The 14,071-nt window shown below is 52.7% G+C and carries 13 protein-coding genes; 5 read left to right on the top strand and 8 right to left on the bottom strand.

All coding sequences use genetic code 11. The annotated features are described in order from the left end of the window. Positions 1 to 51: 51 nt before the first annotated feature. The 3 genes from glnS (at position 52) to AC534G_RS17935 (ending at position 3,940) form a co-directional block, all read left to right on the top strand. Positions 52 to 1,719 (top strand): glutamine--tRNA ligase, encoded by a 1,668-nt coding sequence (glnS, locus tag AC534G_RS17945; protein ID WP_038638804.1) that lies wholly within the window; start codon positions 52 to 54, stop codon positions 1,717 to 1,719. Between the two features lie 432 nt (positions 1,720 to 2,151). Further along, positions 2,152 to 3,558, top strand: coding sequence for a chitoporin ChiP (gene chiP / locus AC534G_RS17940; protein WP_199981174.1), 1,407 nt, complete (start codon positions 2,152 to 2,154; stop codon positions 3,556 to 3,558). Between the two features lie 49 nt (positions 3,559 to 3,607). Next, on the top strand, positions 3,608 to 3,940 hold the full coding sequence (locus AC534G_RS17935; RefSeq protein ID WP_038638809.1) for a ChiQ/YbfN family lipoprotein: 333 nt from the start codon (positions 3,608 to 3,610) through the stop codon (positions 3,938 to 3,940). A 44-nt stretch (positions 3,941 to 3,984) separates the two neighbouring features. Here AC534G_RS17935 and AC534G_RS17930 read toward each other — a convergent pair whose 3' ends face one another. The 8 genes from AC534G_RS17930 to ybfF all read right to left on the bottom strand — a co-directional run bounded on the left by AC534G_RS17930 (position 3,985) and on the right by ybfF (position 11,626). After that, complete coding sequence (locus tag AC534G_RS17930) at positions 3,985 to 5,280, bottom strand: MFS transporter (RefSeq protein ID WP_038638812.1); 1,296 nt, start codon at positions 5,278 to 5,280, stop codon at positions 3,985 to 3,987. 53 nt (positions 5,281 to 5,333) lie between these two features. Further along, positions 5,334 to 6,473, bottom strand: a complete 1,140-nt coding sequence (gene tcuB, locus AC534G_RS17925; protein WP_042309776.1) for a tricarballylate utilization 4Fe-4S protein TcuB — start codon at positions 6,471 to 6,473, stop codon at positions 5,334 to 5,336. After that, a complete protein-coding gene (tcuA, locus tag AC534G_RS17920) occupies positions 6,460 to 7,863 on the bottom strand; it encodes an FAD-dependent tricarballylate dehydrogenase TcuA (protein WP_110498569.1) in 1,404 nt (467 codons plus the stop codon). The genes tcuB and tcuA overlap by 14 nt, the downstream gene beginning before the upstream one ends. A gap of 97 nt (positions 7,864 to 7,960) precedes the next feature. Beyond that, the gene (tcuR, locus tag AC534G_RS17915) at positions 7,961 to 8,887 is read right to left on the bottom strand and encodes a tricarballylate utilization LysR family transcriptional regulator TcuR (protein ID WP_110498568.1); all 927 of its coding nucleotides are present in this window, start codon (positions 8,885 to 8,887) and stop codon (positions 7,961 to 7,963) included. Positions 8,888 to 9,014: 127 nt separating this feature from the next. Then, a complete protein-coding gene (gene fur / locus AC534G_RS17910; RefSeq protein ID WP_003022836.1) occupies positions 9,015 to 9,461 on the bottom strand; it encodes a ferric iron uptake transcriptional regulator in 447 nt (148 codons plus the stop codon). 289 nt (positions 9,462 to 9,750) lie between these two features. Beyond that, positions 9,751 to 10,281 carry a flavodoxin FldA gene (gene fldA / locus AC534G_RS17905; RefSeq protein WP_003022839.1) on the bottom strand — a complete coding sequence of 177 codons (531 nt, stop codon included), beginning with the start codon at positions 10,279 to 10,281 and terminating at the stop codon, positions 9,751 to 9,753. Positions 10,282 to 10,436: 155 nt separating this feature from the next. Next, positions 10,437 to 10,724, bottom strand: coding sequence for a LexA regulated protein (gene ybfE, locus AC534G_RS17900; RefSeq protein ID WP_042310165.1), 288 nt, complete (start codon positions 10,722 to 10,724; stop codon positions 10,437 to 10,439). 128 nt (positions 10,725 to 10,852) lie between these two features. Next, positions 10,853 to 11,626 (bottom strand): esterase, encoded by a 774-nt coding sequence (gene ybfF, locus AC534G_RS17895; protein ID WP_110498566.1) that lies wholly within the window; start codon positions 11,624 to 11,626, stop codon positions 10,853 to 10,855. Positions 11,627 to 11,819: 193 nt separating this feature from the next. On the opposite strand from ybfF, the gene seqA reads away from it, so the two are divergent. Together seqA and pgm are read left to right on the top strand one after the other, a co-directional pair. Continuing rightward, the gene (gene seqA, locus AC534G_RS17890) at positions 11,820 to 12,362 is read left to right on the top strand and encodes a replication initiation negative regulator SeqA (protein ID WP_038638828.1); all 543 of its coding nucleotides are present in this window, start codon (positions 11,820 to 11,822) and stop codon (positions 12,360 to 12,362) included. A gap of 24 nt (positions 12,363 to 12,386) precedes the next feature. Then, positions 12,387 to 14,027, top strand: coding sequence for a phosphoglucomutase (alpha-D-glucose-1,6-bisphosphate-dependent) (gene pgm / locus AC534G_RS17885; protein ID WP_016152262.1), 1,641 nt, complete (start codon positions 12,387 to 12,389; stop codon positions 14,025 to 14,027). The last annotated feature ends 44 nt before the right edge of the window (positions 14,028 to 14,071 follow it).

The following is a 14,071-nucleotide window of genomic DNA, read 5'->3' as shown; positions in this document are numbered from 1 at the left end:
CTTATAAGATCATATTCCGTTATACGTTGTTTACGCTTTGAGGAATCCACGATGAGTGAGGCTGAAGCCCGCCCGAGTAACTTTATTCGTCAGATCATCGATGAAGATCTGGCCAGTGGTAAGCACACCACGATCCATACCCGTTTTCCGCCGGAGCCAAATGGCTATCTGCACATTGGCCACGCGAAATCCATTTGTCTGAACTTTGGTATTGCGCAAGATTACCAGGGCCAGTGCAACCTGCGTTTTGATGATACGAACCCGGTTAAAGAAGATATCGAGTACGTTGAGTCGATTAAAAACGACGTTGAATGGTTAGGTTTCCACTGGACTGGTGACATTCGCTACTCGTCGGATTACTTCGATCAGCTTCACGCCTATGCGGTAGAGCTTATTAATAAAGGTCTGGCGTACGTTGACGAACTGTCAGCGGACGAAATTCGCGAATACCGCGGTACGCTCACTCAGCCGGGTAAAAACAGCCCGTTCCGCGATCGCAGCGTCGAAGAGAACCTCGCGCTGTTCGAAAAAATGCGTACCGGTGGCTTTGAAGAAGGTAAAGCCTGCCTGCGCGCGAAAATCGACATGGCGTCGCCGTTTATCGTGATGCGCGATCCGGTGCTGTACCGTATTAAGTTCGCTGAACACCACCAGACCGGCAACAAGTGGTGCATCTACCCGATGTACGATTTTACCCACTGCATCAGCGATGCGCTGGAAGGCATTACCCACTCGCTGTGTACGCTGGAGTTCCAGGATAACCGTCGTCTGTATGACTGGGTGCTGGACAACATCACCATCCCGGTTCACCCGCGTCAGTATGAATTCTCGCGCCTGAATCTGGAATACACCGTGATGTCCAAGCGCAAGCTGAACCTGCTGGTGACCGACAAGCACGTTGAGGGCTGGGACGATCCGCGCATGCCGACCATCTCTGGCCTGCGTCGTCGCGGTTATACCGCGGCCGCTATCCGTGAATTCTGCAAACGCATTGGCGTGACCAAGCAGGACAACACCATTGAGATCGCCTCTCTGGAATCCTGCATTCGTGAAGATCTGAATGAAAACGCGCCGCGCGCGATGGCGGTTATCGATCCGGTGAAACTGGTTATCGAAAACTACCCGCAGGGCGAGAGCGAAATGGTGACCATGCCTAATCATCCGAATAAACCGGAAATGGGCAGCCGTGAAGTGCCGTTCAGCGGTGAAATCTGGATCGATCGCGCTGACTTCCGCGAAGAAGCGAACAAGCAGTACAAGCGTCTGGTGATGGGCAAAGAAGTACGTCTGCGTAATGCTTACGTGATCAAGGCCGAGCGTGTAGAGAAAGATGCGGAAGGGAATATTACCACCATTTTCTGCACTTACGATGCCGATACTCTGAGCAAAGATCCGGCCGATGGTCGTAAAGTAAAAGGTGTTATTCACTGGGTCAGTGCGGCACATGCGTTACCGATTGAAATCCGCCTGTACGATCGTTTGTTTAGCGTACCGAACCCAGGCGCGGCAGAGGACTTCCTGTCCGTGATTAACCCGGAATCCCTGGTGATTAAACACGGCTACGGCGAGCCATCGCTGCAGGCAGCGGTCGCAGGCAAAGCGTTCCAGTTTGAACGTGAAGGTTACTTCTGCCTTGACAGCCGCTACGCTACGGCTGACAAACTGGTGTTTAACCGCACCGTTGGTCTGCGCGATACGTGGGCTAAAGCGGGCGAATAAGCCGCAACACATCCTGTCTAAACGCCGCTTCATGCGGCGTTTTTTTACGCCAAAACGTTTTCCAGGCTCCATTTGCGGAGCGAATTAATTACATGCCTGTAATAATGAATCAGCTGAATGTTTTTACCTTTAAATAACTTACCGCAATATGAAATCGGCTGAAACCGATTTCATCCCCATGGAAAACAAGCGGTTTTTTCTTTTTTTCAACGCTTTTTTATCTCCCGATGAAAATGTAACAGAAAGCAATGAAATATGTGCGGTTGCTCATACTATTACATACTCGTTACAGAAAGAGATTGATAATTCGCGTCGCGAAAAATAGTCTATTCATTGTAGTCACTGAGGTTTTCTTAGCACTACTTTTTTAATTTTTGTTTTTTCGCTGACCGCTTTTATCGGCAGCATTTTTATGTCAAAGAGGATTAACATATGCGTACGTTTAGTGGCAAACGTAGTACGCTGGCGCTGGCTATCGCCGGTATCACAGCAATGTCGGGTTTCGTTGTCGCTCCACAGGCTCACGCCGAAGGTTTCATTGATGACTCCACTTTAACCGGCGGCATCTATTACTGGCAGCGTGAGCGTGACCGTAAAGATGTCACCGATCATGACAAATACAAAACCAACCTTTCTCACTCCACATGGAACGCCAACCTCGACTTCCAGTCCGGTTATGCGGCGGATATGTTTGGTATTGATATCGCAGCATTCACCGCGATTGAAATGAACGAAAGTAGCGAAAGCGGCCATCCAAACGAAATCGCATTCTCTTCAAAAAATAAAGGCTACGACGAAGATTACTCCGGCGATAAGAGCGGAATTAGCCTGTATAAAGCAGCAGCCAAATTTAAATACGGCCCAACCTGGGCACGCGCCGGTTACATTCAACCAACCGGGCAGACGCTATTGGCTCCGCACTGGAGCTTTATGCCTGGTACTTATCAGGGTGCCGAAGCCGGTGCCAACTTCGACTATGGTGATGCCGGCGCACTGAGCTTCTCCTATATGTGGGCCAATGAATATAAAGCGCCGTGGCACACCGAAGTCGATAAATTCTATCAGGCCGATAAAAAGACCAGCGTAGATTACCTGCACTCAATCGGCGCGAAATATGACTTCAAAAATAACCTGTTGCTGGAAGCGGCATTTGGTCAGTCTGAAGGCTACGTCGATCAATACTTCGCGAAAGCCAGCTACAAATTCGATTTAGGTGGTAACCCGTTTACCACAAGTTATCAGTTCTACGGCGCGCGCGACAAAGTTGATGATCGCACCGTGAACGATATTTATGACGGCACGGCCTGGCTGCAGGCGTTGACCTTCGGCTACAAAGTGGCGGAAGTGGTTGACCTGCGCCTGGAAGGGACCTGGGTTAAAGCGGACGGGCAGCAGGGGTACTTCCTGCAGCGTATGACCCCGACCTACGCCTCATCAAACGGTCGTCTGGATATCTGGTGGGACAACCGCTCTGACTTCAACGCCAACGGCGAAAAGGCCGTCTTCTTCGGTGCAATGTATGACCTGAAGAACTGGAACCTGCCGGGTTGGGCAGTCGGTGCGTCCTACGTTTACGCCTGGGATGCCAAGCCATCTACCTGGCAGCTCAATCCGGATGCGTACTACGACAAAATCCGGACTATCGAAGAGTCTTCTTACAGCCTGGATGCGGTCTATACCCTGCAGGACGGTCGTGCGAAGGGCACCATGTTTAAACTGCACTTCACCCAGTACGACAACCATTCAGACATTCCGAGCTGGGGCGGTGGTTATGGCAACATCTTCCAGGATGAACGCGACGTGAAGTTCATCGTTATTGCTCCGTTCACCATCTTCTAATGCCAACAGCGGCAGACCAGACGTCTGCCGCTCCGTTGAGGAAAGTGCTATGAAAAAACTGATACTCATCGCCATTATGGCATCAGGGCTGGTGGCTTGTGCGCAATCCCCTTCGCCGAAAGAAGACAGTCGCCTGAAAGAAGCCTACAGCGCGTGTATTAACACCGCGCAAGGATCGCCGGAGAAAATTGAAGCCTGCCAAAGCGTGCTGAATGTGTTGAAGAAAGAAAAGCAGCACCAGCAGTTTGCTAATGAAGAAAGCGTACGCGTACTGGATTATCAGCAGTGTATCCAGGCCACGCGCACGGGTAACGATCAGTCCGTTAATGCTGATTGTGACAAGGTCTGGCAGGAAATTCGTAGCAAGAACGCTGCGCAGTAATTCGAAAAATGCTACGGGCGGAGAATTTTCCGCCCGTTTGCTTTTCAGAGCTTATGTTCCACTGGTTGATAGCCCCGACTCAGTCGGACAAACAGCATTGCCGTGGCGGCGAGTCCACAAAGTGCTGCGCACATCAACCACCATCCAGGTGAGCTTTTATCCCCGGTTAGCTGGACCAGCGCCGTGGATATGACTGGTGTAAGGCCGCCAAAAATCGCCGTGGCAAGACTGAATGCCAGTGAAAAGCCCACCGTACGGACATAGACAGGCATCACCTCGGTGAGTGCCGCGACCATTGCCCCGTTGTACATGCCAAAAAAGAACGAGAACCAAAGCAGGACCAGCGTCATGCGCATGAAGTCTGGCGCGGCGGTGAGCCAGTGCATTACCGGCCAGGTGGTAAGCAGTGCCAGTACGGTAATCCCCATCAATACCGGACGACGACCAATTCGGTCAGATATCGCCCCGCCAATCGGCAGCCAAATAAAGTTAGAAATACCGACCAGCATGGTGACTACCAGGCTATCGCGTGCGCTTAGGTGGAGTACGGCCCTGCCGTAGGTTGGGGTGTAGACGGTAATAAAGTAAAACGTCGTGGTGGTCATCGCTACCAGCAGCGTACCCGCAGCGATCAGACGCCAGTTTTTGATGATAGTGGTGAAAATTTCCCTGGTGTCGGGACGGTGCGTACGTTGTAAAAATGCGTCTGTTTCCTGAAGCGAACGGCGCAGGACGAAGATCAACGGAATAATCATACAACCAATAAAGAACGGAATGCGCCAGCCCCATTCAGAGATCTCATCGTGCCCCAGTGTGGCATTCAGAGCGTAGCCAATCAGCGCCGCCACCACAATGGCGACCTGTTGGCTGGCGGACTGCCAACTGGTGTAGAAACCTTTATTGCCAGGCGTGGCGATTTCAGAAAGATAAACCGAAACGCCTCCCAGCTCTACGCCCGCAGAGAAGCCTTGCAATAATCGACCGACTAATACCAGCACAGGGGCCAGCAGGCCAATGCTTTGATAACCGGGAACCAAGGCAATCAGCAGGGTACCGCAGCCCATGATCGCCAGCGTCACCATCAGTCCTTTACGGCGACCAATTCTGTCGATGTAAGCACCCAGCACGATTGCGCCAACGGGCCGCATTAAAAAACCCGAACCGAAAACCGCAAAGGTCAACATGAGCCCGGCAAATTCACTCTCCGCGGGGAAGAACGTCTTTGCGATATAGGTGGCGTAAAACCCGAACAGAAAAAAGTCGAACTGTTCGAGAAAATTACCGCTGGTTACCCGCAGTATTGCGCCGAAAGTTCCGGCGCGCGATGGTTGTTGTGTCATTGGGTTTGCTCCACTGTCTTATCATAATATTTATAGAGGTAAGAGTTTGCGGGTTAGTCGCCTGTGACCCCCGCTTGTTTGCCGCGCCGTTTCTCAATCGCCCACTTGAGTAAGGCTGCGCAGCGGTAAAATCCGTGGGCAAATTTTCCGTAAGGAATGGTCAGAAAAAGCGCCATGACCACGCCGAGATGAATGGCCAGTAAAATAGCCATCCATGAGGTGTCTCTTCCCGCCAGCAGCGCCAGACCGGTCAGACTGGTCAGCAGCAGCAGCAAAATAAAACCGCGATCCATCGGTTTTTGCCGTGCGTCGCCATGTAGCGGTGAGCGTTTAAGATTCAGCCATAGCAAGCCAGCCGGGCCGACAACCAGACCAATGCCGCCCAGCGTGCCCAGCATCACCGGAACGCTGAAGAACGGGTAGGGCGCTTCTATGCCTGCAAAGTAGTGATAGCCTGTAGCCACCACGGTGGCGGCAAAGCAGAGCATAAAACCGTAGAAGGTAAAGTGGTGGAAACGGCGGCGCATCAGGGTGAAAGCATCATCCGCTTCGTTACAACCTTTGCCGTGGCCACCATCGAGATATTTCAGCGTCAGCGCATCGTGTGAGGCTTCAGCAATCTCGGCGGAACGCGGCATACCCGGAGAGATCTCGCGCCAGAAGCGGATCACGCCCGCCATCAGCAAACCGATCGCCAGAATAAAGACCGAACCAAACATCCAGGCCAGCAGGTTATGCGGGAAAATTTGATAGAAATCCCCGGCCAGCGGAGGATGGAATAGTGAACCTTTCAAACCTATAGCGAGGAGTAAAAACAGGATCAGACCGAAAACCAGCGCCAGCGTCACGGTTACGCCCGCGCGACGATAAAGCGCGCCAAAGGCGGCGGGTTGCGCATAATGCTGATAGGTTTCGAGCCGGACCTCCGCCATCGCCTTCGGTACGTTGATGGCAAATTCATGAGGCGGGGCATACTGACACGCGTGCAGGCAAGCGCCGCAGTTATGGCACAAGTTCGCCAGATAGTTGATATCCGCTTTACCGAATTCCAGACGTTGCGTCATCGCCGGGAATACGGCGCAAAAGCCTTCACAATAGCGACAGGCATTGCACACCTGCATCACACGTTCAACTTCAGCTTCCGGTTCGGTGATAATTTGCGCTTCGATGATCAGTTTCTCAAGCTGCTTCATGACGTGTCTCCTTACGTGCGGCCAGCGCGGCTTCTTTTCCGGCAATGCGGCCAAAGGTTGTGCCGATCGACATCCCCACGCCTGCGGTGTAGCCCTTGCCCAACACGTTGCCCGCCATCATCTCTCCGGCGACGAACAGGTTACGGCTTGGAAGCCCGGCAAAATGCACAGCGGCGTGTTCGTTCACTTTTAACCCAAGATAAGTGAAGGTGATCCCTGGCCGCAGGGCATAGCCGTAGAATGGCGGCTGGTCCAGTGGTCGCGCCCAGTGCGTTTTCGCGGGTAGCAAATCTTTGGTGGCGCAGTTATCCAGAACGGTGTGGTTGAACTGACCTGGCTGGCAGGCGTTGTTGTATTGCGTCACGGTGTGGGTAAAACGTTCGGCATCCAGTCCTAACTGAAGAGCCAGCTCTGCCAACGTATTGGCCTGCGCGCCGGGAAAGACCGGCGGCATAAAGTGGCCAATAGCTTTACTGTCGATGATGGAGTAGCCAATCTGCCCTGGCTGTTGAGCGACCAGACGTCCCCAGATGGCGTAGCGTTTGGGCCAGAAATCTTCACCTTCATCATAAAAGCGCTCAGCGTCCCGGTTCACCACTATACCGAGCGAGACGCAGTCCACGCGGGTGCAAATCCCGCCGTCATATAATGGCGCTCTGGCATCAATGGCCACGCAGTGTGACTGGGAGGGATCGCCGATAATGTCGGCTCCGGCATCCATCATAAATTTGAGCAGTACGCCCTGGTTAAAGCGCGTGCCGCGAATCAGGAAGTTATCCGCTGGCCATTCGCCGCGCTCGTTCTCTCCCCATGCTTCTCGTAGCCATTCGCGGTTAGACTCAAAACCGCCAGCGGCAAGTACGCAGGATTTAGCGGTGATGCGCTCTTCGCCTGCCAGCGCCGCCACGAACTCGCCATTACGCAGTTCAAGCGCCTGAACCGGGGTGTTATAGCGGATCTGCACTCCCAGCTTTTCTGCGCTGCGATAATAGGCATTCACAAGGGCCTTTCCACCGCCCATAAAAAAGGCGTTGGTTCGCGCCACGTGTAAAGCGCCAGAGAGAGGAGGCTGAAAGTTAACGCCGTGCTGGCGCATCCAGTCGCGGCATTGTGAAGAGGTACGGATCACCAGACGCGCCAGCGCTTCGTTGGTATTCCCTTCCGTGACGCGCCACAGATCTTGCCAGAATTCTTCTTCAGGATAGCTGTCCACCAGCACATCCTGCGGCGCATCATGCATACAACGTAAATTACGCGTGTGTTGGGAGTTTCCTCCGCGCCATTCCCGGGGGGCCGCTTCGAGCAGGAGTACCGAAGCTCCTTGCTCCCGGGCGGTCAAGGCAGCACATAACGCGGCATTACCACCACCAATCACCAGAACATCAACCATCGTATACTCCATTACCATTTAACTATTTGTTAAATTTGTAATTGAAATGTATACGTACAGCTTGTGCGGGCGCTATGATGTGGTGCTAAACGGTACTTTAGTTATTGTAAAGAGTAGCGCCAGGCCAGCTTCCTGCTTCCACCAGTTGATGCATCACTTTCGTCAGCACCACACGGGCGGCAAGGCCTGCCGGGGTAAGTTCATCGTCAGAGAGGCTGACCAGAAAGTTAGGGCGGCTAAGTATCGGATTATAGACGCCGATCACTCTTAGAGTTTCTTTATCGAGATGGGAGATCGCCGCACCGGGCTGAAGAGTGGCGCCAATGCCACTGCGTACGGCGCGCATCAGTAACGCCAGACCATCAATTTCAGTAGCGATCTCAATATTTAGCGCGTGTTCCTGGCAGATGGCATCCAGCCTGCCGCGCAGACCGTGTCCCGGGCTTGGCATGATCAATGGAATATTTGCCAACTGGGCTGGAGCAATATTGTCGTCGACAATATCAGCCAATAGGGCATGGGTCCCAATCAAAAACAGCCGTTCTTCAAGAATCGGTCTGGCGCTCCAGCGCAGGATCTTTTCTTTTTGAAACACGACAGCCAGATCAATCTGGCGGGTATTAATCATTCGTTCCAGGTTGCCAGAGAGACTTTCCACCACATGCAGGCGAACATCAGCATAGCTTTCCCGCATGGCGTGAATAAATGGCATGCCGAGAACGGAAGCGGTACTGGGGGCCATACCGACGCTGACGTGTCCGGAAAGTCGGGCCTCACGCGCGGCGAGGATTGCATCGTCTGCATGCCGGAGCGCCAGCTGCGCCTGGGAGTAAAAAGCCAGTCCGGCGCTGGTGGGCGTCACACCGCGCGAGGTGCGTTGAAGCAGACGAATAGCAAGTTCGCTTTCCAGGCGCGTCATTTGCTGACTGAGTGCCGAAACACCGATATTGAGATCGAGCGCCGCGCTACCCATGCTGCCGGTTTCTACAACACGCACAAAATAGCGTAGTTGACGAAGTTCCATTTCAACTCTCCGAATGGCAATTGATTTTTACATTAAAGCAACATTGACGTAGAAGGAAGAGGGGGATGGTCAAATTTGGCCCATAAAAAAAGCCAACCGGATGGTTGGCTTTTCAGAAAGCGTCACATTATTTGCCGTCGTGCGCATGCTCATCTTCGCGGCAATCGCCTTCGGCGCAGTGGCCATAAAGATAGAGGCTATGGTTGGTTAAGCGAATACCATGTTTAGCCGCAATCTCACGCTGACGCGCTTCAATGGAATCATCGCTGAACTCGACCACTTTGCCGCAGTCGAGGCAAATGAGGTGATCGTGGTGATGCTGTTGAGTCAGTTCGAAGACGGATTTACCACCTTCAAAATTGTGGCGGGTCACGATACCGGCATCATCAAACTGGTTCAGCACACGATACACGGTCGCCAGACCAATTTCTTCACCCATATCGATCAGGCGTTTGTATAAGTCTTCCGCACTGACGTGATGGTTATCCGGTTCCTGAAGAACTTCCAGAATTTTTAAACGAGGAAGCGTTACTTTCAGGCCAGCCTTCTTTAATGCGGTATTGTTGTCAGTCATGCGGAATCTGTCCTGTAGCTAAACGATTCACTTCATTAACAGAAGTGACAGAAATTGCACTTGAGAAATTGCGTATCATTATAGAACTGCCATGGTTAAATGAAAACAGCAAGTCTCTGGCATATATTGTTAATCAAAACGTGGTATCGCCGACAAACACACTGTGCAACACCCGATTGGCATCCAGCCATTGTACAGGGTCAGACGAAAAAGTTACAAATTTGTAGCAATTATTTTGATTGGTTTTATCTATTGATGCGGCGCAGATGAAGATCTACGCCGCGCGAAATCAGGCATTGATGATTTCGTCGAGGTGCAGTTCTTCTGAGATCTGCTTAACCCATTTTTCTACACGTTCAGCGGTCAGCTCCGGCTGGCGATCTTCATCGATAGCCAGACCGACAAAGTGGTCGTCGTCAGCCAGGCCTTTGGACGCTTCAAAGTGATAACCCGCCGTTGGCCAGTGACCGACGATGGTGGCACCGCGTGGCTCAATGATGTCGCGAATTGTGCCTAACGCATCGCAGAAATATTCTGCGTAATCTTCCTGGTCGCCGCAGCCGAACAATGCAACCAGTTTGCCGTTAAAATCAATGTCTTCGAGGGTAGGGAAGAAATCGTCCCAGTCACACTGCGCTTCACCGTAGTACCAGGTTGGAATGCCGAGCAGCAGAATGTCATACCCTTCCAGGTCTTCTTTGCTGCTTTTTGCAATGTCATGTACATCGGCAACGTCTTTACCAAGCTGTTTTTGAATCATTTTTGCGATGTTTTCGGTATTACCGGTGTCGCTGCCGAAAAAGATGCCAGTGATTGCCATGAGTAAAATAACCTCTTGAAACTTATTGAAATGGTGGTGGCGCATTGCCCACGGATAAGGGCAATCATAGCAGAACAGTCAGGCATGCGGAAACAGCAAACACGCGGGACTGCACTCTGTGCTACACGATTTATGATTTAGAGCAGAAATTCAGACTATGCCTGACCGCGCAATGCGGTGAGTTGGGTCATCAGCATCTCTTCGATGAGTTCACTGCGACTCATGTTGCGCGCCTCGGCCAGCTCGTTTAACGCGTCAACGGCATCAGCGTTCAGTTTCAGTTCGACACGCTTAAGCCCGCGAACTTTGTCACGTTTAAGCTGATTACGTTTATTTATACGTAACTGTTCATCACGCGAGAGCGGATTAGTTTTGGGTCGTCCCGGGCGACGCTCCTGCGCGAACAGATCTAATGTCGTACGGTCCGTTTGTTCTTTGGCCATGATCTTGGTGACTTCGGGGAAACAATCAGCCAGGCGTCCGCCCGGATGGATAGCGCGCCATAATACATCAGCAGGAGAGGCACGCCAACGCCCACGCGCGTAATCGCGCACGGACGCTGAGTTTTTAATCAGTTAGCCGGTTCGTTCAGATAACGACGGATGGCCCGCAGCACTGCTTCAGGTTTTTCCGCATGTACCCAATGCCCCGCGCCTGCGATAACGTGCGCCCGAGCCTGCGGGAATTGTGCCAGCAGTTGCTCGCGATACGCTTCGGTGACATAAGGGGAGTTACCGCCTGGAATAAACAATGCCGGGTGCTCCCATGCCGGGAGGGTTTGCCAACCGACGATATTGGGATATTGATCCCATAATACGGGAACGTTAAAGCGCCACTCGCCGTCAACAAAGGATTTCAGCAGAAACTGAATAACACCCTCCTCTTGCAGATGCTGGCGCATGACGCTTGCTGCCTGCTGGCGCGAGGACGCTTGTGCCTCGGTTACGGCATTGATTGCCGCAAAAATCTCATCGTGACGGCGTACCTGATAGTCAACCGGCGCAATATCAATAGCCACCAGCCGATCGATACGATCAGGGGCTAACGCGGTTAACGCCATGACGGCTTTTCCCCCCATCGAGTGACCAATAAAGATCGCTTTTTCGATCTGTTGATCGTCCAGCGTATCCACCAGGTCTTGCGCCATGGCCGCATAATTCATCTCAGGCGAGCGGGGCGAGAGGCCATGATTTCGCATATCAACCTGGATGATATCGTGATCGACCACCAGGGAGCGTGCCAGGATCCCCAGGTTATCCAGGCTACCAAACAGGCCGTGAACCAGGACGATGGAAGAATTATTGTGCAGGTTTTGCGCAGATTGCGCTCGGATATTCAATTTCATGGCAAAGTTCTTTTTTTCACACTCACGGGTTAGGGTATCATGTTGACCATTCTGCCACAGGGCTGCAACAACTACGGTTACTCCGAGTTTTATCAGCCACCAGGCTTGACGCTATCCGCTGTTGGGATTTGCCTTTACACTACGCGTGTTAACCCAACAACTTGTATTCAGCTAAACACTGCACTGGATTAAGATGAAAACGATTGAAGTTGATGATGAACTCTATAGCTATATTGCCAGCCATACCAAGCATATCGGCGAGAGCGCATCCGACATTTTACGGCGTATGTTGAAATTTTCCGCCGCAGCACAGCCTGTCACTCCGGTAGTAAAAGAAGTCCGCGCTGTGCAACCTGTCGTGGAAGCTAAGCCGGTTAACCCCGTAAAAGATAAAGTGCGCGCGATGCGTGAACTGCTGTTGTCCGATGAATATGCGGAACAGAAGAAAGCAGTAAATCGCTTTATGCTGGTGCTGTCTACACTCTATTCTCTGGATCAAAACGCATTCGCCGAAGCAACGGATTCGTTGCATGGCCGGACGCGCGTTTATTTTGCGGCAGATGAACAGACGCTGCTGAAAAATGGTAATCAAACCAAACCGAAACACGTGCCAGGCACGCCGTACTGGGTGATCACCAATACCAACACCGGCCGTAAATGCAGCATGGTGGAGCACATCATGCAGTCAATGCAATTCCCTGCGGAATTGATTGAAAAGGTTTGCGGAACAATTTAATCCTTGCATTAGAAGGACCAGGCAATGGCAATCCACAACCGTGCAGGTCAACCTGCGCAACAGAGTGATTTGATTAACGTCGCCCAACTGACGGCACAGTACTATGTACTGAAACCAACGGCAGGGAACGCTGAGCACGCCGTCAAGTTCGGTACGTCCGGGCATCGCGGCAGTGCAGGTCGTCATAGTTTTAACGAGCCGCATATTCTGGCTATCGCCCAGGCGATTGCTGAAGAACGTGCGAAAAACGGGATTACTGGCCCGTGCTATGTGGGCAAGGATACCCACGCGCTGTCTGAACCGGCTTTTATCTCTGTGCTGGAAGTGCTGGCGGCGAATGGCGTCGATGTCATCGTGCAGGAAAACAACGGCTTTACGCCAACCCCTGCCGTGTCGAATGCCATCCTGGTCCACAACAAAAAAGGCGGCCCGCTGGCTGATGGCATTGTGATCACGCCGTCCCACAACCCGCCGGAAGATGGTGGCATTAAATACAACCCGCCAAACGGTGGTCCGGCAGATACCAACGTCACCAAAGTGGTGGAAGACAGGGCTAACGCGTTGCTGGCTGACGGTCTGCAAGGCGTGAAGCGTATGTCGCTGGACGCGGCGCTGGCATCGGGTCATGTGAAAGAGCAGGACCTGGTTCAACCGTTTGTGGAAGGACTGGCGGATATCGTCGACATGGCGGCGATCCAGAAAGCGGGTCTGACGCTGGGTGTCGATCCGTTGGGCGGTTCCGGTATCGAATACTGGAAGCGTATTGCGAAGCACTACAACCTGAACCTGACTATCGTTAACGACCACGTTGATCAGACTTTCCGCTTTATGCATCTCGATAAAGACGGCGCAATCCGTATGGACTGCTCCTCCGAGTGCGCGATGGCGGGTCTGCTGGCGCTGCGTGACAAGTTCGATCTGGCCTTTGCCAACGATCCGGACTATGACCGTCACGGTATCGTCACCCCGGCGGGGCTGATGAACCCGAACCACTACCTGGCGGTGGCGATCAACTATCTGTTCCAGCATCGTCCGCAGTGGGGCAAAGATGTTGCCGTCGGTAAGACGCTGGTTTCCTCGGCAATGATTGACCGCGTGGTCAACGATTTGGGTCGTAAGCTGGTGGAAGTGCCGGTCGGTTTTAAATGGTTTGTTGACGGTCTGTTCGATGGCAGCTTTGGCTTTGGTGGTGAAGAGAGCGCGGGCGCTTCTTTCCTGCGTTTCGACGGTACACCGTGGTCGACCGACAAAGACGGCATCATCATGTGCCTGCTGGCGGCAGAAATTACCGCTGTGACCGGTAAGAACCCGCAAGAACACTACAACGAACTGGCTGCTCGCTTCGGCGCGCCGAGCTACAATCGTTTGCAGGCGAGCGCGACCTCCGCGCAGAAAGCGGCGCTGTCTAAGCTGTCTCCGGAAATGGTAAGCGCCAGCACGCTGGCGGGCGACCCGATCACCGCACGTCTGACCGCGGCACCTGGCAATGGTGCTTCCATTGGCGGTCTGAAAGTGATGACTGACAACGGCTGGTTTGCCGCGCGTCCGTCAGGCACAGAAGACGCTTACAAGATCTATTGCGAAAGCTTCCTCGGCGAAGAACACCGCAAACAGATCGAAAAAGAAGCGGTTGAGATCGTCAGCGAAGTGTTGAAAAACGCGTAAACCCCAGGCCGGATAAGACGCTAACGTCACCATCCGGCATGAAT

The organism is Citrobacter sp. CRE-46 (genome assembly GCF_059615875.1).
The sequence above is the reverse complement of the archived record's forward strand: the minus strand, read 5'-3'. Positions and strand labels throughout refer to the sequence as shown.